The organism is Bradyrhizobium guangdongense (genome assembly GCF_004114975.1).
In the GTDB taxonomy this organism is placed as follows: Bacteria; Pseudomonadota; Alphaproteobacteria; order Rhizobiales; family Xanthobacteraceae; genus Bradyrhizobium; species Bradyrhizobium guangdongense.
In genome coordinates this window covers 6,694,308-6,717,114 of sequence record NZ_CP030051.1, presented here as the reverse complement: position 1 = coordinate 6,717,114, position 22,807 = coordinate 6,694,308, and the positions used below count along the sequence as shown (strand labels likewise).

At 63.9% G+C, this 22,807-nt stretch carries 18 protein-coding genes; 8 read left to right on the top strand and 10 right to left on the bottom strand.

Going from position 1 to position 22,807, the window contains the following annotated elements:
• Positions 1-116: 116 nt before the first annotated feature.
• From X265_RS32140 to X265_RS32125, 4 genes are all read left to right on the top strand, one after another.
• Complete coding sequence (locus X265_RS32140; protein ID WP_092288760.1) at positions 117-848, top strand: amino acid ABC transporter permease; 732 nt, start codon at positions 117-119, stop codon at positions 846-848.
• A 4-nt stretch (positions 849-852) separates the two neighbouring features.
• On the top strand, positions 853-1,545 hold the full coding sequence (locus tag X265_RS32135; RefSeq protein WP_128968464.1) for an amino acid ABC transporter permease: 693 nt from the start codon (positions 853-855) through the stop codon (positions 1,543-1,545).
• Positions 1,546-1,557: 12 nt separating this feature from the next.
• Positions 1,558-2,289 carry an amino acid ABC transporter ATP-binding protein gene (locus X265_RS32130; RefSeq protein ID WP_128968463.1) on the top strand — a complete coding sequence of 244 codons (732 nt, stop codon included), beginning with the start codon at positions 1,558-1,560 and terminating at the stop codon, positions 2,287-2,289.
• Positions 2,290-2,494: 205 nt separating this feature from the next.
• Positions 2,495-3,355 carry a D-amino-acid transaminase gene (locus X265_RS32125; protein ID WP_128968462.1) on the top strand — a complete coding sequence of 287 codons (861 nt, stop codon included), beginning with the start codon at positions 2,495-2,497 and terminating at the stop codon, positions 3,353-3,355.
• A gap of 148 nt (positions 3,356-3,503) precedes the next feature.
• On the opposite strand, the gene X265_RS32120 is transcribed toward X265_RS32125, so the two are convergent.
• From X265_RS32120 to X265_RS32110, 3 genes are all read right to left on the bottom strand, one after another.
• Positions 3,504-3,965, bottom strand: a complete 462-nt coding sequence (locus tag X265_RS32120; protein ID WP_128968461.1) for a carboxymuconolactone decarboxylase family protein — start codon at positions 3,963-3,965, stop codon at positions 3,504-3,506.
• 26 nt (positions 3,966-3,991) lie between these two features.
• Entirely contained in the window at positions 3,992-5,611 is a 1,620-nt protein-coding gene (locus X265_RS32115) for an MDR family MFS transporter (RefSeq protein ID WP_128968460.1), read from the bottom strand.
• Positions 5,612-5,728: 117 nt separating this feature from the next.
• Positions 5,729-6,880: an HlyD family secretion protein gene (locus X265_RS32110; RefSeq protein ID WP_128968459.1), complete on the bottom strand. Its 1,152-nt coding sequence runs from the start codon at positions 6,878-6,880 to the stop codon at positions 5,729-5,731.
• 142 nt (positions 6,881-7,022) lie between these two features.
• Between X265_RS32110 and X265_RS32105 the strand changes: the two genes are divergently transcribed.
• Positions 7,023-7,934, top strand: coding sequence for a LysR family transcriptional regulator (locus X265_RS32105; RefSeq protein WP_128968458.1), 912 nt, complete (start codon positions 7,023-7,025; stop codon positions 7,932-7,934).
• 137 nt (positions 7,935-8,071) lie between these two features.
• Here X265_RS32105 and X265_RS32100 read toward each other — a convergent pair whose 3' ends face one another.
• Positions 8,072-11,521 (bottom strand): indolepyruvate ferredoxin oxidoreductase family protein, encoded by a 3,450-nt coding sequence (locus tag X265_RS32100; protein ID WP_128968457.1) that lies wholly within the window; start codon positions 11,519-11,521, stop codon positions 8,072-8,074.
• A gap of 152 nt (positions 11,522-11,673) precedes the next feature.
• Between X265_RS32100 and X265_RS32095 the strand changes: the two genes are divergently transcribed.
• Positions 11,674-12,129 (top strand): Lrp/AsnC family transcriptional regulator, encoded by a 456-nt coding sequence (locus tag X265_RS32095; protein WP_128968456.1) that lies wholly within the window; start codon positions 11,674-11,676, stop codon positions 12,127-12,129.
• 34 nt (positions 12,130-12,163) lie between these two features.
• Here the strand turns inward: X265_RS32095 and X265_RS32090 are convergent, their stop codons facing one another.
• Entirely contained in the window at positions 12,164-12,619 is a 456-nt protein-coding gene (locus tag X265_RS32090) for a hypothetical protein (RefSeq protein WP_244659343.1), read from the bottom strand.
• 98 nt (positions 12,620-12,717) lie between these two features.
• Positions 12,718-13,119, bottom strand: coding sequence for a hypothetical protein (locus tag X265_RS32085; RefSeq protein WP_128968454.1), 402 nt, complete (start codon positions 13,117-13,119; stop codon positions 12,718-12,720).
• Between the two features lie 88 nt (positions 13,120-13,207).
• Here X265_RS32085 and X265_RS32080 point away from each other — a divergent pair, with 88 nt between their 5' ends.
• The gene (locus X265_RS32080; RefSeq protein ID WP_128968453.1) at positions 13,208-14,128 is read left to right on the top strand and encodes a LysR substrate-binding domain-containing protein; all 921 of its coding nucleotides are present in this window, start codon (positions 13,208-13,210) and stop codon (positions 14,126-14,128) included.
• A gap of 1 nt (position 14,129) precedes the next feature.
• Here the strand turns inward: X265_RS32080 and X265_RS32075 are convergent, their stop codons facing one another.
• From X265_RS32075 to X265_RS32065, 3 genes are read right to left on the bottom strand one after another with little or no spacing between them, the layout of a single operon-like run.
• On the bottom strand, positions 14,130-14,915 hold the full coding sequence (locus X265_RS32075) for a fumarylacetoacetate hydrolase family protein (protein WP_128968452.1): 786 nt from the start codon (positions 14,913-14,915) through the stop codon (positions 14,130-14,132).
• Between the two features lie 15 nt (positions 14,916-14,930).
• The gene (locus X265_RS32070) at positions 14,931-16,298 is read right to left on the bottom strand and encodes an LLM class flavin-dependent oxidoreductase (RefSeq protein ID WP_128968451.1); all 1,368 of its coding nucleotides are present in this window, start codon (positions 16,296-16,298) and stop codon (positions 14,931-14,933) included.
• Positions 16,299-16,317: 19 nt separating this feature from the next.
• The gene (locus X265_RS32065; RefSeq protein ID WP_128968450.1) at positions 16,318-17,370 is read right to left on the bottom strand and encodes an Ldh family oxidoreductase; all 1,053 of its coding nucleotides are present in this window, start codon (positions 17,368-17,370) and stop codon (positions 16,318-16,320) included.
• Positions 17,371-17,667: 297 nt separating this feature from the next.
• Between X265_RS32065 and X265_RS32060 the strand changes: the two genes are divergently transcribed.
• On the top strand, positions 17,668-21,783 hold the full coding sequence (locus tag X265_RS32060; protein WP_128968449.1) for a bifunctional diguanylate cyclase/phosphodiesterase: 4,116 nt from the start codon (positions 17,668-17,670) through the stop codon (positions 21,781-21,783).
• Positions 21,784-21,812: 29 nt separating this feature from the next.
• Here X265_RS32060 and galE read toward each other — a convergent pair whose 3' ends face one another.
• Positions 21,813-22,805: a UDP-glucose 4-epimerase GalE gene (gene galE / locus X265_RS32055; RefSeq protein ID WP_128968448.1), complete on the bottom strand. Its 993-nt coding sequence runs from the start codon at positions 22,803-22,805 to the stop codon at positions 21,813-21,815.
• Between the last annotated feature and the right edge of the window lie 2 nt (positions 22,806-22,807).

The window sequence follows — 22,807 nt, the reverse complement described above, 5'->3', positions numbered from 1 at the left end:
GATAAAACCTCGATCTTTCGATCGGGATCATGTCCGGCCACTCTTGACACCAGAGTGGCCGGACATTTGCATAGGCGGCGGGACATCTCTGACTGGCGCGTTCGCGCGGGGGACACGTGAACTACCATTGGAACTGGGGAATCTTCTTCCAGCCGAACCCGATGGGGACCGGCACCTATCTCGACCTGTTGCTGTCGGGACTGGCGCTGACTCTCGAAACCGGAGTGCTGGCCTGGATCATCGCTCTGATCACCGGATCGGTCGTCGGCGTGATGCGCACGTTGCCGTCGAAGGGCGCCAACTGGTTCGGCTTCGCCTATGTCGAATTCTTCCGCAACATGCCGCTCCTGGTGCAGCTCTTCCTGTGGTTCTTCGTGCTGCCGGAACTACTGCCGAAATCGGCTGGCCTGTGGCTGAAGCAATTGCCGAATGCGCCGTTCTGGACGGCTGCGATCGGCATCGGCCTGTTCATGTCGGCCCGCGTTGCCGTGCAATTGCAGGCGGGAATTACGTCGCTGCCGAGGGGGCAGAGAATGGCGGCGACGGCGCTCGGGCTGACGACGGTGCAGGGCTATCGCTACGTGCTGCTGCCGATGGCGTTCCGCATCATCCTGCCGCCACTGACCTCCGAGTTCCTCAACACCATCAAGAACACGGCGGTCGCCATCACCATCGGCCTGCTCGAGCTGACCGGAGAGGCGCGCTCGATGCAGGAATTCTCGTTCCAAGTGTTCGAGGCCTTCACCGCCGCGACACTGCTCTATCTCCTCGTCAACGCCGTCGTCGTGACCGCGATGCGCTTCCTCGAGCGCTACGTCGCGATCCCCGGCTACATCACGGGGAAATAGCGCCATGTTCAGCAATTTCGATTTCGACGTCATCATCCGTGCACTGCCCTATCTGTTCTACGAGGGCATGAGCTTCACGGTGATGCTGACGGCGCTGTCCGCTCTCGGCGGCCTGGTCTTCGGCACGGCGATCGCCTTGATGCGGCTCTCCGGCTTCAAGGTGCTCGGGCAAATCGCCGGCCTCTATGTCGACTTCATGCGCTCGCTGCCGCTGGTGCTGGTGATCTTCTGGTTCTACTTCCTGGTGCCCTATATCGGGCAATGGTTGACCGGCGCCGCGCGGCCGATCAGCGTCGGCGCGTTCGCGTCCTCGCTCATCACCTTCATCATGTTCGAGGCCGCCTATTTCTCCGAGATCATGCGCGCCGGTATCCAGTCGATCTCGCGCGGGCAGCCGGCCGCCGCCAGCGCGCTCGGCCTGACCTACGCGCAGACCATGCGCTATGTCGTGCTGCCGCAGGCCTTCCGCAACATGTTGCCGGTGCTGATCACGCAGACCATCGTGTTGTTCCAGGACACCTCGCTCGTCTACGTGCTGTCGATCACGGACTTCCTCGGCGCCGCCAGCAAGGTCGCGCAGCGCGACGGCCGTCTGGTCGAGATGTATCTGTTTGCCGCAGTCGTCTATTTCACCATTTCCTGTATCGCGTCCTACGGCGTCCGCCGCCTCCAGTCGCGCATCGCCATCATCCGCTAGGGCAGGTCGGTCATGATCGAAATCAGCCACGTCAACAAATGGTACACCCCGAGCTTTCAGGTCCTGACGGATTGCACCACCAGCGTCACCAAGGGTGAGGTCGTCGTGGTCTGCGGCCCTTCGGGCTCGGGCAAGTCGACCCTGATCAAATGCGTCAACGCGCTGGAGCCGTTCCAGAGCGGCGACATCTCGGTCGACGGCACCAAGGTCAACGATCCCAAGACCAATCTGCCGAAACTGCGTTCGCGCGTCGGCATGGTGTTCCAGCATTTCGAGCTGTTCCCGCATCTGAAGATCATCGACAATCTCTGTCTCTCGCAGGAGAAGGTGCTCGGCCGCTCGCACGACAAGGCGGTGACGAAAGGCATGCAGCTGCTGGAGCGCGTGGGCTTGAAGGAGCAGGCGCAGAAATTCCCCGCGCAGCTCTCCGGCGGTCAGCAGCAGCGCGTCGCCATCGCGCGCGCGCTCGCGATGGATCCGATCGTGATGCTGTTCGACGAGCCGACCTCGGCGCTCGATCCGGAGATGGTCAGCGAAGTGCTCGACGTCATGGTCGACCTCGCCCGCGAAGGCATGACCATGATGGTCGTCACCCACGAAATGGGCTTTGCCCGTAAGGTCGCCAACCGCGTGATCTTCATGGATCGCGGTGAGATCGTCGAGGACGCACCGAAGGACGATTTCTTCGGCAAGCCGCGCAGCGACCGCGCGCAAAAGTTCTTGTCGAAGATTCTGTCGCATTAACCTGCTCTGTCATTCCGGGATGGCCCCAAGGGCCTGGCCCGGAATCCATTGGGCGGCGGTACTCGGCGAGAAATGGATCCTCGGATGCGCAAGTGCGCATCGTAGCTCGTCGCTTCGCGACGCCCGGAACGACGAATAGGGGTGCTCGGCGCCACCATTTCGCGTATAAGCACGCCAAATCCCATTCCTCCTCAGGAGACCTGCCTTGGACTCGATCGCCTACGTCAACGGCTCATTCGTTCCGCTCTCGGACGCCAAGATCTCGGTGCTCGACCGCGGCTTTCTGTTCGCCGACGGCATCTACGAGGTCTCGGCCGTGCTCGACGGCAAGCTGGTCGACAACGCCTCGCATCTGGCGCGGCTGGAGCGTTCGGTCGGCGAGATCAAGCTCAAGCTGCCCGAGACGGTCGAGCGCATCACCGAGCTCCAGAAAGAGCTGATCGCGCGCAACAAGCTCGCGAACGGCCTCGTCTACCTCCAGGTCACGCGCGGCGCCGACAAGGGCCGCGACTTTCCATTCCCCAAGGCCGACGTCAAGCCGAGCCTGGTGATGTTCACTTCCGAGAAGGACATCATCAACGCGGCAGCGGCCAAGACCGGCATCAACGTCATCACGGTGCCCGACATCCGCTGGGAACGCCGCGACATCAAGAGCGTGGCGCTGCTGGCGCAGGTGCTGGCGAAGCAAGCTGCGGCCGAAGCCGGCGCCGGCGAGGCCTGGATGCTGGAAGACGGCTACGTCACCGAAGGCGGCTCATCATCGGCCTTCATCCTCACCAAGGACGACGTCATCGTCACCCGCAAGAACTCCAACGCGATCCTGCCGGGCTGCACCCGCAAGGCGGTCGTCGCCCTTGCCGAAGAGCGTCAGCTCCGTGTCGAGGAGCGTTCCTTCACGGTGGCCGAGGCGCTGGCGGCAAAGGAAGCTTTCATCACGTCGGCTTCTTCGTTCGTGCAGCCGGTGGTCGCGATCGACGGCAAGGCCATCGGCGATGGCAAGCCCGGCCCGGTGGCGACGCGGCTGCGCGAGATCTATGTGGAGTTCGCGAAAGCGACGGCGGTTTAATGCCGCGCGCTTCGCTGCGGCAGTTGCTGTAGGGTGGGCAAAGGCGCACTTGCGCCGTGCCACCATCTTCCCGTGAATTCGCAGAGGACGTGGGCACGCTTTCGCTTTGCCCACCCTACGAGACCTCCTTCGGATGACGCGCCGTGGCTCACGCCACCGACGCCTTCACCTTCACCGGATGCACCGCGCGGAATGCGATCGCAAGCCTGTTCCAGGCATTGATGGCGCCGATCAGCATGGTCAGGTTCACCGTCTCTGCATCGGAGAACTGCCCGCGGATCTCTTCATAGACATCGTCGGGCGCATGCGTCTCTGCGATCAGCGTCACCGCTTCCGTCCAGGCCAGCGCGGCACGCTCGCGCTCCGTGTAGAGCGGGGATTCGCGCCAGGCGTTGAGCAGGTAGATGCGCTGCTCGGTCTCGCCGCGTTTGCGGGCGTCCTCAGTGTGCATGTTGATGCAGAAGGCGCAGCCGTTGATCTGCGAAGCCCGGATCTTGACGAGCTCGATCAACGATTTCTCCAATCCCGTCGACTGGATCTGCTCTTCCAGTGCCATCAGGGCCTTCATCGTTTCGGGAGCGGCCTGGTAGAAATTCATGCGGGGCTTCATGCTCGTTCTCCTTGCTTCAAGTTTGGTCAGTGGGCTCCGCCGGCCGATGTCCGGCCGGGTTTCTTCAGGAAGAACACGGCGATCAGGGCGACGACCAGCGCCATGCCGAGCAGATAGAACGTGTCGCCGAAGGCGAGGATATAGGCTTGCTTCTGCACGGTACGGCCGATCGCGACATAGGCACGATGCGCGGCATCCGCACGGTCGAGCACGCCGTGATTGACGAAATATTGCGTGAGCTGTTCCAGCCGCATGCGGGTGGCCTGCTCGAACACCGAGACCGACTGCATCAGCACGTTGGAGTGATACTGCTCGCGCTTGGTCAGGACGGTCTGCAGCAGCGCGATGCCGACGGCGCCGCCGAGATTGCGCATCATGTTGAATAGGCCGGAGGCCGAGCCGGCGTTCTCAGGTTCGATCCCGGAGGTTGCGACCGCCGACAACGGTGCCAGCACCAGCGCCTGTCCGACGGCGCGGACGACGTTCGGCCACAATAGCTGGTCGGCGGCATAGTCGTTGGTCATGAAGATGTTCATGAAGTTCGAGCCCGCGAACAGCACGAAACCGGTGCCGATGATGATCCGCGCGTCGAATTTCTGCATCAAGCGCGGCACCAGCGGAATCAGCACGAGCTGCGGCAATCCGGTCCAGGCCAGCACCGTGCCGATCTGCTCGGCATTGTAGCCCTGGATGCGCGACAGATATTGCGGCAGGATGAACACCGAACCGTACAGCGCGATGCCGAGCAGGAAGTTGGCGAGCATGCCGAAGCCGAAATTGCGGCGGATTAGCAGGCGCAGGTTCAGCAGTGGCTTCTTCACCGTGAGCTCGATGATCAGGAAAACAGTCAGCGCCACGGCCGCGATCACGCTGAGCTTGACGATGAAGGGCGAGCCGAACCAGTCGTCCTTGTTGCCTTCCTCCAGCACGGTCTGCAGGGCAGAGAGGCCGATCGCCATGGTGATGATGCCGGCCCAGTCGCCGTCGCGGAGCAGCGCCAGCTTCATCGGCCTGGGCTCGAGCGCATACCAGAGCATGCCGACCATGATCGCGCCGGGCACGAGGTTGACGTAGAAAATGTACTGCCAGCCGAGATTCTCGGTCAGATAGCCGCCGATGGTCGGCCCGATCGCCGGGGCGAACGTCGCCGACAGCGCGAACAGCGCAAGGCCCACCGGCTGCTTTCCGCGTGGAAGCAGCGTGATGATCAGCGTGAACGCCATCGGGATCAGCACGCCGCCGGTGAAGCCCTGCACGGCGCGCAGCACGATCATCTGCGGGAGGTCCTGCGCCAGCGCGCAGGCCGCGGACAGGCCCAGGAACAGGATCGCGTTGGTGAGGAGGTAGATCCGGATCGAGAACACCTGTGCGAGCCAGCCCGACAGCGGGATCACCACGATCTCGGCGATCAGATAGGACGTCGAGATCCAGCCGCCGTCATCGATGCCGGCGCCGATCGCGCCCTGGATGTCCGCCAGCGAGGCGTTGACGATCTGAATGTTCAGCACCGCCATGAACGCACCGAGCGTGGCACCGATCACGGCGATCCAAGTTTTGGCGGAGACGGCGGGAATCGCCGGCGCTGCGGTCGGGGCGGGAATGCTGGCGACGGAAGCGGCGGTAAGGGCTGGTTGAAGCGTGCTCATGGAAGCCTCGTCTCTGATGCCGAGACAGGATGCGTTGGGCGGATGGTTTCGATAACAGCGGAAATCCGGGAAGGATCATCCGGCAGGATTTGATGATCCGGCCGGAGGTTTCCTGTGTCAGCTGCCGTCAGCGCGGGGCGCATTGTCGGCGACGCGCTTGGTCGTCGCGCGCTCGGCCAACACGGTTGCCTTGGTGTCGACCGTCGGCACCGCCGACATGCCGGGCCGCAGCAGGCCGGTCAGGCTGTGATCGTCGAGCACGATCTTCACCGGCACGCGCTGCACGATCTTGGTGAAGTTGCCGGTCGCATTGTCGGGCGGCAGCAGCGCGAATTCGAGTCCGCTGGCCGGCGAAAGGCTGTCGACATGGCCGTGCAAGGTCTGGTTCCGGAAGCTGTCGACGTGCAGCTCGACCGGCTGGCCGGGCCGCACATGCGTGAGCTGGGTCTCCTTGAAATTTGCGACCACATAAACAGCGTCGAGCGGAACAACTGCCATCAATTGCGTGCCGGCCTGCACGTACTGGCCGACGCGCAAGCTGCGGGCGCCGACCGTGCCGCCGACGGGCGCGGTGATCTCGGTATAGGACAGGTTCAGCTCGGCTTGGTCCGCGACGGCGCGGGCGCGGTCGAGCTGCGCCGCGGCCTGCGCACGCTGGGTGGTCAGCACGTCGACCTTGCGCTGGGCGGCCACGAGTCCCGACTTGGCGTGCTGCAATTGCGCGTTGCTGGCGCGGAGCGCCGCATCAGTCTGCTGTGCGCGCTGGATCGTGCCGGAGCCGGACTTCATGAGGTCGTCGTAGCGGGCGCGCTCTTCCTGCGCGAATTTCAGATTGGCGTCCGCAGCGGCAACATCGGCCGTGCTCTGCTCGATCACCGGCTGCTGCAGTTCGAGCTGGGCATCGAGGTTGCGGACCGAAGCTTCGGCCGCGGCAACGTCCGCGCGGGCCTGGTCCAACGCTGCCCTGAAATCGCGGTCGTCAATCCTGGCCAGCACCTGGCCGGCCCTGACCTTCTCGTTGTCGCCGACCAGCACCTTGGCGATGGTGCCGGAGACCTTCGGCGCGATGATGGTGGAGTCGGCCTTCACATAGGCGTCGTCGGTCGATTCGAGATAGCGACCCGTCTTCAGGTAGTCGTAGCCGTAATCGCCGGTGACCGCGATGCCGAGCGCCAGCGCCAGTCCGATGGCCGCCCGCCGGATCGCCCGGCGGGACGGGCGAAGGCTGATTTTATCATTGGTTTCAACGGCATAAGCAGCATCCGACATGGTATCCTCGCAACATTCCGACAGCCCTGGCCTGAAGCAGGCGCTGTTTACGACGGTAAAATGCGTTATCCCCGCCCTTGCGATAATCCCTAAATTGCCGGAAGCATTATCCAGCCAAAGCGGATAATCGGAGCCCGGAGCCATGGACCGCTTCACCAGTCTCACCGCCTTCGTCCGGGTGGTCGAAAACGGAGGATTCTCGGCCGCCGCCCGCCGGCTCAAAATGTCGACGACCATGGTGAGCAACCATGTTCAGGCGCTGGAGGATCGGCTGGGGGTGCGGCTGCTGAACCGCACCACGCGCAAGGTGAGTCTCACCGAGATCGGTCAATCCTACTACGATCGTGCCACGCAGATCCTCTCAGATCTCGAACAGGCCGACGACATCGCCAGCGAATTGCAGTCGGTCCCGCGCGGGACGCTGCGCGTCCATGTTGCCACGCATATGGTGCCGTTCGTCGCGCCCGTGGTGGCAAAGCTCCTGTCCAGCTATTCCGAGCTCAAGGTCGATCTGCGCATGGGCGAAGCCGATGTCGACCTCATCGAGGAAGGCTACGATGTGGCGCTGCGCATGATCCCGCCGCCGGATTCGAGCCTGATCGTCCGCAGCCTCGCCACCTGGCGTCACGTGCTGTGCTGCTCGCATGATTATCTCGACCAGCACGGGCGCGTGCAGAAGCTGGAAGAGCTTGCCGAGCACAATTGCGGCCGCCATCTCAACTATCCGTTCGGCGACGAGTGGCGCTTTCTCGATCGCAAGGGCACGCCGGCGTCGGTGCGCATCTCAGGCAGCTTCGTCACCAACAGCGGGGAAGCGTTGCGGAAGGTGGCGCTGGAGGGCGCGGCCGTGTGCCTGATGGCAGGCTTTCTCATCCACGACGATCTCGAAACGGGTCGGCTGGTGCGTCTGCTGCCGGAATACCGCACCGTCGAGCTGTCGATGAACGCGGTCTATCCGCACCGGCACCATCTGTCGGCGAAAGTCAGAACCTTCATCGACCTGCTCGCGCAGCACAGTGCCGAACAGCAGAAGCTGATCAATCCGTATTCATGAAGCCAAGACATCGGTGTCGTAAGGTGGGCAAAGGCGCAACGCGCCGTGCCACGATCTTTTCCAATTGATAGAGGTGGTCGGCACGCTTTCGCTTTGCCCTACGAGAGCGTAAACGCGGCGTCGGCAGTGCCGTAGGGTCAACCGGTGGCACGCATCTCCGCCGGCGAAGATGGGACGAGAGTAGCGAGCAGCCGCTCGACCTCCGGCTTCACCTTCGCGATCGCGGCGTCCTTCACCGGCCCATACCCGCGGATCTCCATTGGAGCCTTGGCGATCGCAACGAGTCCGGCCAGATTCGGCGCATCGAGCCGGTCGAGCATGATTTCGATCAAGCCTTCATACCAGGCGATGAGCTCGCGCTCCGCGCGTCGTTCCGCCGTGTAACCGAACGGATCGAACCAGGTTCCGCGCAGCCGCTTCAAACGCGCAAGCAGGGCCAGCGGCAGCTGGATCCACGGGCCGAAGGCGCGCTTGCGCGGACGACCGCGCGCATCGCGCTGCGACGGCAGCAACGGCGGAGCGAGGTGATATCGGACGCGGAAGCCATCCTCGAATTCCCGCTTCAACTCGTCGAGGAAGCCGCTCTGCATGTGAAGACGCGCCACTTCATATTCGTCCTTGTAGGCCATCAGCTTGAACAGGCTACGGGCCACGGCCTCCGTCAGCGCCTCGCTGCCGACGGCGGATTCGGCATGGCGGACTTTTGCCACAACTGCCCGATAGCGTGCGGCATAGGCTTCGTCCTGATAGCCGGTGAGGAAATCCGCACGTCGGATGATGAGCTGGTCGAGCGTCTCGGCTTTTGGCGCGTCTTCCGTCTTTGGCAGGAAGTCAGGAGCGGAAGCGGCGATCCGGCCCCAGGCAAAGGCCTGCTTGTTGCGCTCGACGGCGACGCCGTTGAGCTCGATGGCGCGCAGCAACGCCGAAAGCGAGACCGGAACCAGTCCACGCTGCCAGGCGAAACCCAGCATGATGATGTTGGCATAGACGGCATCGCCGAGCAGTCGCTCGGCGAGCGTATTGGCGTCGATCGTATCAAGATTGTCACTGCCAATCACGCGGCCGATCGCGCGCAGGCGGGCGGGGGAGGCGAGGTCGGCGTCGCGGAAACGCACGACGTCACCGGTCGGCATTTCCGCGGTGTTAACAGCGGCGCGCGTGCCGTGGCGATAAGTGCCTGAGGCCTTCGGCGAGGAGCTGACGACAAGGTCGCAGCCGATCACCGCGTCAGCCGCGCCCTGGTCGACGCGGACCTGGTGCAACGCCTCAGGGCTCGCTGCCAGGCGAATATAGCTCAGCACCGGACCGAACTTCTGCGCGAAGCCGGTGAAGTCCAGCACCGAGACCCCGCGTCGTTCGAGATGCGCGGCCATGCCGACCAGCGCGCCGACGGTGATCACGCCGGTGCCGCCGACCCCGGTCACGAGCAAATCGAAGGGACGGTCGAGCGGCACGGAAGCGGGCAGCGGCAGCGTGGCCGCATGGCCGATCGCGTCAATCTGGCTCGCCCTTTTCTTCCGGCGGGTGGCGCCTTCGATGGTGACAAAGCTCGGACAGAAGCCGTTGAGGCAGGAAAAATCCTTGTTGCAGGCAGACAGGTTGATCTGGCGCTTGCGACCGAACGGCGTCTCCCTGGGCTCGACGCTGAGGCAATTGGACTCGACCGAGCAGTCGCCGCAGCCTTCACAGACCAGGTCGTTGATATAGGCGAAGCGCTTGGGATCGGCCATCTGTCCGTGCTTGCGCCGGCGCCGTTTTTCGGTGGCACAGGTCTGCTGATAGATCAGCACCGAGACGCCGGGGACCTCTCGCAGCTCGCGCTGCACGGCATCCATCTCCTCGCGCGGATGGATGGTGACGCCACCAGGCAGATCCGCCGGCTGGAACTGCCCGGGCTCGTCCGACACCAGCGCGATGCGGGCCACGCCCTCGGCACGGACGCTGTGGGCGATGGCGTGCACGCTGACGGGACCGTCGACCGGTTGGCCGCCGGTCATGGCGACGGCGTCGTTGAACAGGATCTTGTAGGTGATGTTGGCTTTGGCGGCGATCGCCTGCCGGATCGCCATCGAGCCGGAATGGTAGTAAGTGCCTTCGCCGAGATTCTGGAATACGTGCTTGTGGCCGGTAAATCGCGACGACGCGGCCCAGTTCACGCCTTCGCCGCCCATCTGGATCAACGACGAGGTCTCTCGGTCCATCCAGCTCGCCATGAAGTGGCAGCCGATGCCGGCCAAGGCCTTCGATCCCTCCGGCACTTTCGTCGAGGTGTTGTGCGGGCACCCCGAGCAGAAATACGGCGTCCGCGTCGCGCCCGCGACGTTGATGGTGCGCTCGGCTTCCGGCAACAGAACGGCCGCGCGCGCGGCGAGATTGAGTCCGGGGAACATCGGATCGAGCCGGCGGGCCAGAACACCTGCGAGCATGCGCGGCGATAATTCGCCGATCCAGGAGATCAGCCGTGTCCCTTGCTCGTCGTGCTTGCCGACCATGCGCTCGGGCTTGGCGCCGGGGTAGTCGTAAAAATATTCCTTGAACTGGCTCTCGATGATGCCGCGTTTTTCCTCGACCACGAGGATCTCGCGCTTGCCCTTCACGAAGTCCATGGCGTCGTGCAGCGCCAGCGGCCAAACCATGCCGACCTTGTAGATGTCGATGCCGATGCGGCGACAGGCGGTCTCATCGAGACCCATGAGCCGCAGCGCTTCCATCAGGTCGAGATGCGCTTTACCCGTGGTCACGATGCCGTACGTGGCGCTGGGGATGTCGTAGATATGCCGATCAATCGGATTGGCTTTGGCGAAGGCGTAGACCGCATGCTTCTTCGCCTCCAGCCGCTCCTCGATCTGCGGTCCCGGCAGATCGGGCCAGCGATAGTGCAGTCCGCCTGGTGGCGGCGTGAAATCGGGCGCGCGGAAGAGGCGTGGTGGACGCAGCGTGACGGATGCGCCTGACTCGACGATCTCCGAGATGGCCTTGAAGCCGACCCACATGCCGGAGAAGCGGCTGAGTGCGTAGCCATACTCGCCGAATGCGAGATATTCGTCGACGCTGGCGGGATGCAGCGTCGGCATGAACCAGCTCATGAAGGCGACGTCGGATTGGTGCGGCATCGACGAGGATACGCAGCCATGGTCGTCGCCGGCGACCACCAGCACGCCGCCATGCGGCGATGAGCCATAGGCGTTGCCGTGCTTGAGCGCATCGCCGGAGCGGTCGACGCCGGGGCCCTTGCCGTACCACAACCCGAACACGCCATCGACCTCGCGGTCTCCTTGCGTCTCGACCTGTTGCGAGCCGAGCACTGCGGTTGCCGCGAGGTCCTCGTTCACGGCGGGCAGGAATTCGATGCGGTCTCGCTTCAATCGCTCCTGGATACGCCAGAGCTCGAGGTCGATGCCGCCGAGCGGCGAGCCGCGATAGCCGGAGATGAAGCCGGCGGTGTTGAGCCCGAGCGCGCGATCGCGCTTCGCCTGGTCGAGCGCGATGCGGACGATTGCCTGCGTGCCCGTGAGGAAGACGCGGCCCTCTTCACGGTCATAGCGGTCGGAGAGTTCGTAAGCGTCGAGTGACGGAATGGCGTCCATGCGGACCTCGCGCGGCATCCTGCCGATAGGCGAAGGATAGGCCCGGAGGGCTGGTAGGTCTTACCTACTTATCCCGTGCAGGATGCGAAAGCCGGCAGGATTTTGCTCTAGTATATCAAATATGGTAGATTTGACCGATTTGGAGGCTGTCGATGATCGAAGACCAGGATACGCGGATTCTCGCGCACCTTCAGAAGGACGGCCGCGCCACCAACCAGCAGCTTGCCGATGAGGTCGGCATGTCCACCTCGGCCTGCTGGCGCCGTGTGCGCGCGCTCGAGGAGGCAGGCGTCATCCGGGGTTATGCGGCATTGGTCGCGCGCGAACAGGCGGGGTTTGCAATGTCGGCCATCCTCCATGTCTCCCTGGAGCGGCACGATGCCAAATTTGTCGACGAGTTCGTCTCGCGCGTGACCACGCGCCGCGAGGTGCTGGAGTGTTTTGCGACCACGGGGGATGCGGATTATCACCTGCGCGTCGTCGTGGAGGACATGGCTGCCTATAACCGCTTCCTCGACGAATTCATGTTTCGCATCCCCGGCATCCGGTATGTCCGCAGCAATGTGGTGCTGAAGGAGATCAAGACGGGCGTAGCGCTGCCGTTTTGAGGATGCGTTGACAGCTCTGGTCCGCCTAGTGCAGTCAGGATTTCCGGGTTTCCGATGCGGGCTTCAGCAGAAGCATGAAGATGAGGGCGTGCCCAACCAGCAGCAGAGGCACGTAAAGCGCCGGGATATAAATGCCGGCGCCGAACAGCCCGGGATTCCGAATCTTCGTCGCGCCGACGTAATACGCATTGAGAAGATCGAACGTGCCCCAGATGTTGAAGATCCAGACCATCGGAATGGCGATGGACCGCCGCCAGGAGAGCACCGCCATCGAGATGAGCGCGAGCGTGGCGGCGATGAGATCTCCCCATCCGACTTCGCTGGCGAAGCCCGGGTTCAACTCCGGGGAGACGAATCCGGCGACCATGAAGTTCATGCCCAGGAAACGAAACGCATGGAAGGCTGCGAGAAGCCTCAGGGCATCGTGGCGCGGCATTGCACGGACAAGCGGCCACACGTAGACGGAGGCGACCACTGCACTGGTCAGCAAGGCGCCTGCGACACTGAGGACGAACGGAAGGCTGAATCCTGGTGGCACGTTCGGATGTCCTGGTCATGGTTGGTTGGATGGGGGAGGCCTGCGGCCGGTCAGGGTTTTGCCATCAGCAGGCGAAGCGGCATGAGCGGGCCGACCGCGATGTAATCGTGGTCAATGAGATCCTGCCGGGCGAGCGGCAGGGCATCCATGATCGCATGCGCTTCGGCAGCATCCCTGGCATCCAGCAGGAAGACGGCGCCTCGCCCATCGGAACGCGAATACCATTCACGAACCTTGCCGGTGAGATAGAGCTGGACGGTTTGTCTGATTTCATCGGGCATGACCGCCATGATCTGCTCGCGTGTGATCCCTGCTTTGGCGGTCAGGATGACCATGACCCCGGTGGTCACGGGTGATGGCGCTTGTGCTTGGGCGGCGGTTGGTTCGGTCATGGCGGTAACACCTGTCAGTGTGAGGGCGAGTGTCAGGACGGCGTTGCGGATTGCCTTCATCGGTTTCGCATCTCCGGTGCGGCTGATGTGTCATCCGGATTTAGGGCGTCTTTCCGTGGGCAACTATTCGCGATAATGTTGACGGGCTATGAAGCAGAACTTCACAGTCAGGCAGGGCGCGCTCGACGGTGTCGAGGCTTTCCTCATCGTCGCCCAGCACCGCAGCTTCCGGCGGGCGGCTACAGAGCTCGGCGTCACACCCTCGGCGATCAGTCAGGCGGTCCGCGCGCTGGAAGCGCGCGTCGGAGCGGCGCTTTTCATTCGCACGACCCGTAGCGTCGGTTTGACCGAGGCCGGCGAGCGGTTTTTTGCGCGGGCGAGGCCGGCCTTTGAGGAGCTCGTCGCGGCAAGCGGAGCTGCGCGTGAGCTTGGTCAGCGGCCGGCCGGGCTGCTGCGCCTGACCGTGCCGCGTTCGGTCATTCCGATTTTGCTCGAGCCGCTGGTCGCCTCGTTCTGTCAGACCTATCCGGAGATCGAGGTGGAGCTTGCGGCCAGCGAAGAGCTGGTCGACCTTGCCGCTGGAGGTTTCGATGCCGGCATTAGGATGGGACAGTTCATCTCTCCCGACATGGTCGCGGTGCGCCTCACCAAGCCGTTGCCGCTCGTCATCGTCGGCAGCCCGGACTACCTTGACCGCCGTGGCCGGCCCCGGCGGCCGGACGATCTGCGCGGGCATGCATGTCTGAGACTGCGACGATCAAACGGTGCGCTCGCACCGTGGTCGCTCAATGACAGTGGTCGTTCGATCGAGATTGCCGTTTCGGGACCCTTCATCGCCCACGATTTTCCGACAATGTTAGGGGCCGCCGTCGAAGGCGTCGGTCTTGCGCAAGTGCCGGGGCCGCTGGCCACCGACGCCCTCGGAACCGGAAAACTCGTGACCGTGCTGGAGAAGTTCGCGCCAATGACGCCGGGGGTGTTTCTGTATTATCCGGGCCATCGGCAGATCATGCCGAAGCTGCGCGCCTTCATCGATCATGTGAAGGATCATTCCCGGGCGGCGAGCTGAGCTAACGCCCTTCCCGCACGAACCTGTTCCGCAGCGTCCCGATTCCGGTGATCTCGATCTCCACGACGTCGCCGTGCTTGATGTCAGGCGAGGCGCCATCGGTGCCCATCCAGATCACGTCGCCCGGCCATAACGTAAAGTACTTTGTCAGCTCGACCAGGAACGGCACCACGCCGAAGATCATGTCGTTGGTTTGGAAGCGGTTGGTCTCCTCGCCGTTGACGCGGACGATCGTCTGCATCTTGTCGAGATCGGCCTCGGTCTCGATCCACGGGCCCATCGGCTTGAATGTGTCGGCGTTCTTCGAGCGCCACAGGCTGCGATCGGCCTTCTGCCAGGAGCGCTCGCTGACGTCGTTGCCGATGGTGTAGCCGAGCACGCAATCCATCGCGTTCGCTTCGGTGAGGTGCTTCACCTTCTTGCCGATGACGACGACGAGCTCGCCTTCATAGTGGATCTTCTCCGTCGCGAAGGACGGGATCACGACGTCCTCGTCATGCGCGATCAGCGCATTCTGGGCGCGATAACCGATCTCGGGCCTCTCAGGGACGGCCGGCACCTCGCCGCGCTTGTCGGCGGCTTCCTTGAGGTGCTTTAGATAATTCAGGCCGACGCAGTAGAACGTGCGTGGGATCAGCGGCAGCTCGATCTTGATGTCGCTGAGCGGAAACATCCGCGAGGTGCGGTGCCACTCGCCAAAGGGATCGCCGTCGACTGCGACGACCTGGTTGCCTTCGACGAGGCCCCATGAGGTCTTGCCGGAGGCGGTGAATTTCAGCCAGCGCATCGTGTATCCTCGTGGTTATTCCGCGGCATCGCGCGGTTGCACTTTCCAGGCGCCGGCGGCGGGCCGCCTCAAGCCGAGATTCTCCCGCAGCGTCTTACCCCGGTAGTCCTTCTGAAACAGGCCGCGCCGCTGCAATTCCGGCACGACATGCCGCACGAAATCGGCGTAAGAGCCGGGCACGTAGGTCGCGGCGATGACAAAACCGTCGCAGCCGCGCTCGACGAACGTTTCCTCCAGCTTGTCCGCGATCTCCTTGGGGCCGCCGACCATGGCGTCATGCACCTGACCGCGACCGGAGAAGGTGACGAAGTCGCGCGCGCTCGGATTGCTCTTGCCGGAATTCTTCAGCACGCCGTCGCGGATGCCCAGGATGCCCTGCATGCTCTTCAACTCGTCCGTCGTCAGCGGTTCGTCGAGATCCTTGGAGGCAAAGTCGTAATTGAGCGCTTCGGCAAGCAGTGACAGCGCGTCGATCTCGAGCGGCAGCTTGTTGATCAGCGCCATCTTGTCCTCTGCCTCCGCTTTGGTCGCGGCACAGACGGGCGTCGTCAGATTGCAGAGGAACATCTCGTCGGGATCGCGCCCGGCCTTCGCGGCCTCGTTGCGCACGGCCGCGTAGCCGTCCTTGGCAGCACTGAGATTGCGCGCGGCGGTGAAGATCACCTCGCCCCACCGGCCGGCAAAGCGCTGGCCGCGGCCCGATGCGCCGGCCTGAATGATGACGGGATGGCCCTGCTGCGAACGTGGCACCGTGAACGGCCCGCGCGACTTGAAGGCCGGCCCCTTGTGATCGAGCCGCTTGACCTTGGTGGGATCGGCAAAGCGGCCGCTCTCTTTGTCCATGATGAGCGCGCCGTCTTCCCAGGTATCCCAATGGCCGAGCACCACCTCCATGAACTCGTCGGCCTTGTCGTAGCGGGAATCGTGCTCGGGATGGGAGTCGCGGCCCATGTTGAGCGCTTCGCCGTCGTTGAGTGAGGTCACGACGTTCCAGCCGGCGCGCCCGCCCGACATCAGATCGAGCGTGGCGAAGCGGCGCGCGACGTCGAACGGCTCGAAATAGGTAGTCGAGCAGGTCGCGCCCAGCCCGAGCCTCTCGGTGACCATGCCCATCGTCGTCAGCACGATCAGCGGGTCCATTTTCACGCAGCGGATGCCATATTCGACGGTGTGGGCGTGGTCGTTGCCGTAGCGGTCCGGCATGGCGAGACGATCGTCGAAGAACGCCATGTGGAACTTGCCGGCTTCGAGGATCCGCGCGATCTCCTGATAGTAATCCGCCGACATCGAATCGGAACGCGAGTCCGGATGCCGCCAGGAGCTCGGCAGGTTCGTACAGTTTTGCGCCTGAAGAAAGCCGACCAGGACCATCTGCCGATTCATGCTGCTCTCCGGATTTTCGTCAGGACAGATCGAGGACGGTGTCGAGCCGGTACTCGCGCGCCAGCGCGCGAAGCTTCTCCCAGGTCGCATCCTCGACCTCGATGCCGTCGCGCAGCCGCTGCTGCTCGCGCAGGCCCTCGATCTCGCCGGGATAATAGACACCCTTGCTGCCCTCGGACGGCGGCGTCGATTTCAGGTAGCGCGCGAACTCCGCGACCTCGCGCTTGAACTCCTGCAGCGGCCGGAATGCGGCGACGTTGAACACCGCCATGAAGCAGCCGTCATTATGCCGTCCCGTCGGCTCGACGCCGAAGCCGAGGCCGGTGAGCAGGCCGCACAGCACCTCGACCATCGCGGCCAGCCCGCTGCCCTTGTAGCCCTCGGTGCCGCCGAGCGGCAGCAGCGCGCCGCCCTTGCGGTATTGCGTGGGATCGGTGGTGTGCCGTCCGTCGGCATCGATGATCCAACCGGTCGGGATCTCCTCGCCGCGGGCGACCGCGAGCTGAATCTTGCCGGCGGCGACCGCCGACGTCGCCATGTCCAGATAGAACGGCGCTTCGAGATCGGATGGCACCGCGATCGAGATCGGATTGGTGCCGAGCCGGGCCTCCTTGCCGCCGAACGGCGCGACGTGCTTCGGTGAGCGGCCGGAATCCGCGGTCGCGATCCCGATCATGCCCTCGCGCATCGCCATCAGCGGATAGGCGGCAAGGCGGCCGACATGGCTTTGCCGGAACACGGTGCAGGCCGCGACATTCGCCGTCTTCGCCTTTTCGATCGTCAGCGCCATCGCCTTGGCGTTGACGTGGAAGCCGAAACCCCAATGACCGTCGATCACGGTCGTGGTCGGCGATTCCTGGACGATCGTCCAGGCGGCGCCGGGGACGATGTGTCCGGCCTTGATGCGGTCGATGTAAGTCGGAATCGCGATCACGCCGTGGGAGTCATGACCGGCGAGATTGGCGTTCACACAGCCGATGGCCACGGCGTCGGCCTCTTCCTCGGAAGCGCCGGCGGCGCGGAGCAGCGCAGCACCGATGCGCGTGAGGCGGTCGGCCTTGACGACGGGCATGGCGTTCCCTCGGCTTTCGTGCCCTTGACGGGCTGCTTTGTTGGAAGCCATCGTCTCAAAGCGGAGCTGCGATATCAATCTCCCGTAAACCAATACAGGGCTGCAAATTCGTAAAGACAGCGCGCTTTGGCCGAAAAAGCCTTCCGCGCAGCGGTATTTTCGACAGTTTGGCGACCCATATTCGCGGCTCGTTCACTTTGATCGATGGTTTACGCTGCGCAATAACGACCACTTAGGTGATCGCCGCCGATAAAGTCACCCGGGAAAGAAAGGCAGAAATGCCCGGGAGCTGAGATCGTGTCGACGACACTCGCGCGCACCTTTGCGGCGTTGAGCGCCATTAATGAGGCGATCCTCTACGCGAAATCGCCGGATGAGCTGTACCAGAAGGTCTGCGACGCCGGGTTTTCGAGCGGGGATTTCCTGGCTGTTGCCGTGTTTCTGGTCGAACCGGATGGCAATCGCCTGCAGTTCGCGGCCGGCTGCGGCGACGACGTTCCGCGCCTGCGTTCACTCCTGATCACGACGGAGGCCGGCACACCCGAAGGCTCCGGCGTCGGTGGCGAGGCCTTTCGCGATCAGAAGCTGTGCATCAGCAACGATTATCTGAACGATCCGCGCTCGCTGGCTTGGCGCGCTGGCGCGACCACGGCCCATATCGGCGCGGCGGCGGCGCTTCCGCTGCTGTGCGATGGACGCAGCGTCGGCGTGCTGTATGTGACCCGCAGCGAGCCCAATTCGCTGAACGAGCAGATGGTGTCGCTGTTCGAGCGCATGTCGGCGAATATTTCCTATGCCCTGGACAATTTCGCACGCGAGACCGCGCGGCAGACCAGCGAGCGGACAACGCGGCGGCTGAACCGCATGTTCGGCGCCATCAGCGCCACCAATGAAGCCATCCTCCGCGCCAAGACCGAGCAGGAGCTTTATCAGCTCGTCTGCGACGCGGCGGTCAACGGCGGCAAGTCGTTGGCAACCTTCGTTCTGCTCAAGGAGCGGGACTCCCATTGGCTCAAGCCGGTTGCCGGCACCGGCCAGAACCTTCATCTCGTCACCCAGACCAGATATTCCGTCGACCCGGATAACCCCTACGGTCAAGGGATTTCCGGGCAAACCTTCCGCACCCAAAAGCCTTTCGTCGAGGACGATCTCGTCAGCCGCACCAAGGGAACGCCCTGGGAGCAGGCCAACATCAATACGGGGGTCGCTGCTTGCGTGGCGGCTCCCTTGATCAAGCATGGCGAGAGTGTCGGCGTCATCCTGTTCTTCATCAGCAAGTCATGGGCCAAGGACGAGGAGATCGTCTCGCTGCTGCTGCGGATGGCGGAGAACGTCTCGTTTGCCATCGAGAATTTCGACCGCGAGGCCGAGAAGGCGAGGATCGCGGCGGAAGAGGAGCGCCTGGCCCGCATGTATGCGGCGCTCAGCGCCACCAACGAGGCGATCCTGCGCGCGCGCTCGCGGACCGAGCTGTTCGACCTCGTCTGCGAGGCCACGGCGCAGGGCGCCAAGTTCACCTCGGCCACCATCGCGCTGGCCGACCCTCCGGCCGAGCGCCTGCGGGTCGTTTCCTGCTACGGGCCCAACGCGGACCAGGTGCGCAACTTCACGTTCTCCACCTCCGACCGGGTGCCGGAAGGCCGTGGCCTGACCGGTACCGCATTCCGCACGCGCCTGCCGGCCGTCAGCAACGACGTGCTGGCCGACGACCGCATCGCGCCCTGGCACGCCAGCGCGCGTCGTAACCGCATTGCGTCCTCCGCGGCGCTGCCGCTGTTCAACGGCGATCGCCTCGAGGGCGTGTTCCTGTTCAACTCTCCGGAGTGCGGCACTTTCACGCCTGAGCTGGTCGAGCTGCTGCGCAAGCTCCAGGCCAATGTCGCTTTCGCGCTGGAAAACTTCGACCGCGCCGAAGAAAAGGCGCAGGCCGACAGGCAGCGCAATCGCCTCAGTGGAATGTTCGAAGCGCTCAGCGCGACCAATGAAGCCATCATGCGCGCCAAGACGCGCGAAGAGCTGTTCGAGGCAGCGTGCCGCGCCGCCGTCCTCGGCGACGTGTTCGCTTCGGCGACCATCGGCCTTATCGACAAGGATAGTGAGCTCCTTCGCGTCGTCGCGGCCAAGGGACGCATGCAAGGCCAGATGGTCGGGCGGACCTGTGTCATTTCCGCCGAGCATCCCGAAGGCCAGGGCATCATCGGCACCTCGCTCCGGACCTGCAGTCCCTGCGTCATGAACGACTATCTGAGCGAGCCGCGCTCCGCCTACTGGCGGGCAAAGGCGATCGAGGACGGGACGCGGGCGGCCGCCAGCTTTCCGCTCCTGAGAGCTGGTCGGCAGCCGATCGGCATCCTGCTTTTTCTTGCGCCCGAACAGAACACGTTCACGCCCGATCTGGTCGAACTGCTCGGGCGTCTCGCCGAGAATGTGTCCTTCGCGCTCGACAATTTCGATCGCGCCGACGAAAAGGCCCGCACCGAGGCGCAGAAGGAGCGGCTGACCCGCATGTTCGCCGCGCTGAGCGCGACCAATGAAGCGATCATGCGGGCAAAATCGCGCGCCGAGCTGTTCGGCCTCGTCTGCCTCGCCGCCTCGAACGGCGCCAAGTTCACCTCGACCACGATTGCGCTGGCGAGGGCCGACAGCGATCAGATCGAGATCGTCGCGACCGCCGGACCGTCGTCCAACACAACTCGCACGGTCCGCCTCTCGGTCGATCCCGAGCGCCCCGAGGGCCGCGGGATGGCCGGTACTGCGTTCCGGACCCGGCAACCCTGCATCAGCAATGACTATCTCAACGACCCGCGCGTCAGTGCCTTCCACGCCATCGTTCGCGGCGACCGCGCCCGAGCCGGTGCGGCATTCCCGCTGATTGTGCACGATCAACCTGTTGGCGTCATGATCTACATGTCGACGGAAAAGGACATCTTCACCAGTGAATTCGTCGAGCTGTTGCAGCGCCTTTCCGACAACGTCGCCTTCGCCATGGAGAATTTCGATCGCGCCGAGGAGAAGAACAAAGCCGACGAGCGGATCGAGTATCTCGCGTCCCACGACAGCCTGACCAACCTGCCGAATCGCGAGACCTTCAACAGCCTGCTGCGCGAGGCGATCGCTGTGGCGCAGCGCGACGACCACCGCTTTGCGGTGCTGTTCATCGACCTCGATCGCTTCAAGGTCATCAACGATTCGCTGGGCCACGAAGCGGGCGATCTGCTGCTGCTCGAGGTCGCCGCTCGCCTGCGCAACGCTCTGCGTGCCAGCGACGTGGTGGCGCGGCTCGGCGGCGACGAGTTCGTCGTGATCCTCGACCAGTGCGGCGAGATCGACGACGTTCAGCGCATCGCCTCCGAGTTGCTCGCGGCGCTCGCCCAGCCCATGGAGCTTGCCGGCCACGAATGCCACACCACCGCCTCGATCGGCATCGCGATGTATCCGGCCAACGGCGCCGATGCGCAGACCCTGACCAAGAACGCCGACATGGCGATGTATCTCGCCAAGGAAGACGGCAAGAACGGCTATCGCTTCTTCTCCAAGGAAGTGAAGACCCAGTCGATCGAGCGGCTGTCGCTCGAAAGCGCGCTGCGGCGGGCGCTCGAGCGCGAGCAGTTCTCGTTGAACTACCAGCCCAAGGTCGACATGGAGAGCGGCCAGATCACCGGCGTGGAGGCGCTGCTCCGCTGGAACCATCCCGATCTCGGCAGCGTCTCGCCGGCGCAATTCATTCCGCTGGCGGAGGAGACCGGCCTGATCGTGCCGATCGGCCGCTGGGTGTTGAAGGAGGCCTGCGCGCAAGCCATGGCCTGGCAGCGCCGTGGCCTTCTGCCGCTGTCGATGGCGGTCAACCTGTCACCGCGGCAGTTTGCCGACGAGCATCTGCTTCAGGACGTGGACGAGGCCTTGGCAGCTTCCGGCATGTCACCGGTCCTGCTCCAGCTCGAAGTGACCGAGAGCATGATGATGCGCAACGTCGGTCGCGCGCTGAAGGTGCTCGACGCCATCCAGAGCCGCGGCATCCGGCTTGCCATCGACGATTTCGGCACCGGCTATTCGTCGATGTCGCTCATGAAGCATTTCCCGATCGACACCATCAAGATCGACCGCTCTTTCGTGCGCGACCTGCCGCAGGATTCTGAGGATCAGGCGATCGCGCAGGCGATCATCAGCATGGGCAAGGCGCTCGGCATGACCGTGGTCGCCGAGGGTGTCGAGAACGCCGAGCAGGAGGCGTTCCTGCGCACCCATGGCTGTGACGAGATGCAGGGCTTCCTGATCGCCAAGCCGCTGCCGGCGAAGGAGATGGCCGAGCTGCTGCGGCCGATGATCGTGCCCGTCGCGCCGCCGCTCCAGCCGGAAACGGACCCGGCGCTGGTGGAGGCCGTCGCGCTACGGCTGAAACGCGCGGCCGTCTGAGGGGCTGGCGCGCAGGAGTTGATCGCGTCCTAACGGACCTTGAGCGGATGCGCTTTCTGGTGCCAGGCCCAGGCGGTCCGGATGACGGTCGGCAGGTCGGAATAACGCGGCTCGAAGTTGAGAACCTTTCGTGCCGCAGAGACGTCGGCGACCAGATAGGTGGGATCGCCGGCGCGGCGCGGCTTGACCGTGTGCGGCACCTCGCGCCCGGTCTCCTGCCTGATGGCGTCGAGAATCTCGCGCACCGAGAAGCCTGAACCGGTCCCGAGATTGAAGCTGCCGCCGGCATGTCCTGCTTCGAGCAGCTTCAACGCCGCGACATGTGCAGCGGCGAGGTCGGTGACGTGGATGTAGTCACGGATCGCGGTGCCGTCGGGGGTGTCGTAATCGTCGCCGAACACGGCGAAATCGGCGTGACCCTGCAACGCCATCATGGCGCGCGGAATGAGATGGGTCTCATTGTCGCGCAATTCGCCGATGCCGCCGGCCGGATCGGCGCCGCTGGCATTGAAATAGCGCAGGCAGAACGCACCGAAGCCGTAAGCGGTGCGGTAGTCGGCGAGCATGCGCTCGATGATCCACTTCGAAGCCCCGTAGGGGTTGATCGGCGCGCAGGGAAAATCTTCCGGCAATTTCCTGGAATCGGCGTTGCCATAGACGGCGCCCGTCGAAGAGAACACGATGCGTTGACAGCCGGCGTTGCGCATCGCTTGCAGCAGCGACAACGTCCCCTGGACATTGTTGAAGTAATATTTCTGCGGGTCGGTCATGGATTCGCCGACGAGGCTCGCGGCGGCGAAATGCATCACCGCCGCGATCCTGTGGTCGGCAAAGGCGCGCGCCAGCGCTGCGCCGTCGAGCAGATCGCCCGTGATCAGCTCACCGGCGACGAAGTTGCGATGACCTGTCGATAGATTGTCGTAAACGACGGGCCGATAGCCGGCAGCGGTCAGGGCGCGGCAGGCGTGCGAGCCGATATAGCCCGCGCCCCCGGTGACCAGGACTGTCGGTCGGTCGCTCATGT

Bases quoted from the DNA above. Each gene is read 5' to 3' on its own strand.
- X265_RS32135 (WP_128968464.1), top strand. From the start codon at position 853: ATGTTCAGCAATTTCGATTTCGACGTCATCATCCGTGCACTGCCCTAT.
- X265_RS32130 (WP_128968463.1), top strand. From the start codon at position 1,558: ATGATCGAAATCAGCCACGTCAACAAATGGTACACCCCGAGCTTTCAG.
- X265_RS32120 (WP_128968461.1), bottom strand. From the start codon at position 3,965: ATGAAGCCCCGCATGAATTTCTACCAGGCCGCTCCCGAAACGATGAAG.
- X265_RS32115 (WP_128968460.1), bottom strand. From the start codon at position 5,611: ATGAGCACGCTTCAACCAGCCCTTACCGCCGCTTCCGTCGCCAGCATT.
- X265_RS32110 (WP_128968459.1), bottom strand. From the start codon at position 6,880: ATGTCGGATGCTGCTTATGCCGTTGAAACCAATGATAAAATCAGCCTT.
- X265_RS32105 (WP_128968458.1), top strand. From the start codon at position 7,023: ATGGACCGCTTCACCAGTCTCACCGCCTTCGTCCGGGTGGTCGAAAAC.
- X265_RS32100 (WP_128968457.1), bottom strand. From the start codon at position 11,521: ATGGACGCCATTCCGTCACTCGACGCTTACGAACTCTCCGACCGCTAT.
- X265_RS32095 (WP_128968456.1), top strand. From the start codon at position 11,674: ATGATCGAAGACCAGGATACGCGGATTCTCGCGCACCTTCAGAAGGAC.
- X265_RS32085 (WP_128968454.1), bottom strand. From the start codon at position 13,119: ATGAAGGCAATCCGCAACGCCGTCCTGACACTCGCCCTCACACTGACA.
- X265_RS32080 (WP_128968453.1), top strand. From the start codon at position 13,208: ATGAAGCAGAACTTCACAGTCAGGCAGGGCGCGCTCGACGGTGTCGAG.
- X265_RS32075 (WP_128968452.1), bottom strand. From the start codon at position 14,915: ATGCGCTGGCTGAAATTCACCGCCTCCGGCAAGACCTCATGGGGCCTC.
- X265_RS32070 (WP_128968451.1), bottom strand. From the start codon at position 16,298: ATGAATCGGCAGATGGTCCTGGTCGGCTTTCTTCAGGCGCAAAACTGT.
- X265_RS32065 (WP_128968450.1), bottom strand. From the start codon at position 17,370: ATGCCCGTCGTCAAGGCCGACCGCCTCACGCGCATCGGTGCTGCGCTG.
- galE (WP_128968448.1), bottom strand. From the start codon at position 22,805: ATGAGCGACCGACCGACAGTCCTGGTCACCGGGGGCGCGGGCTATATC.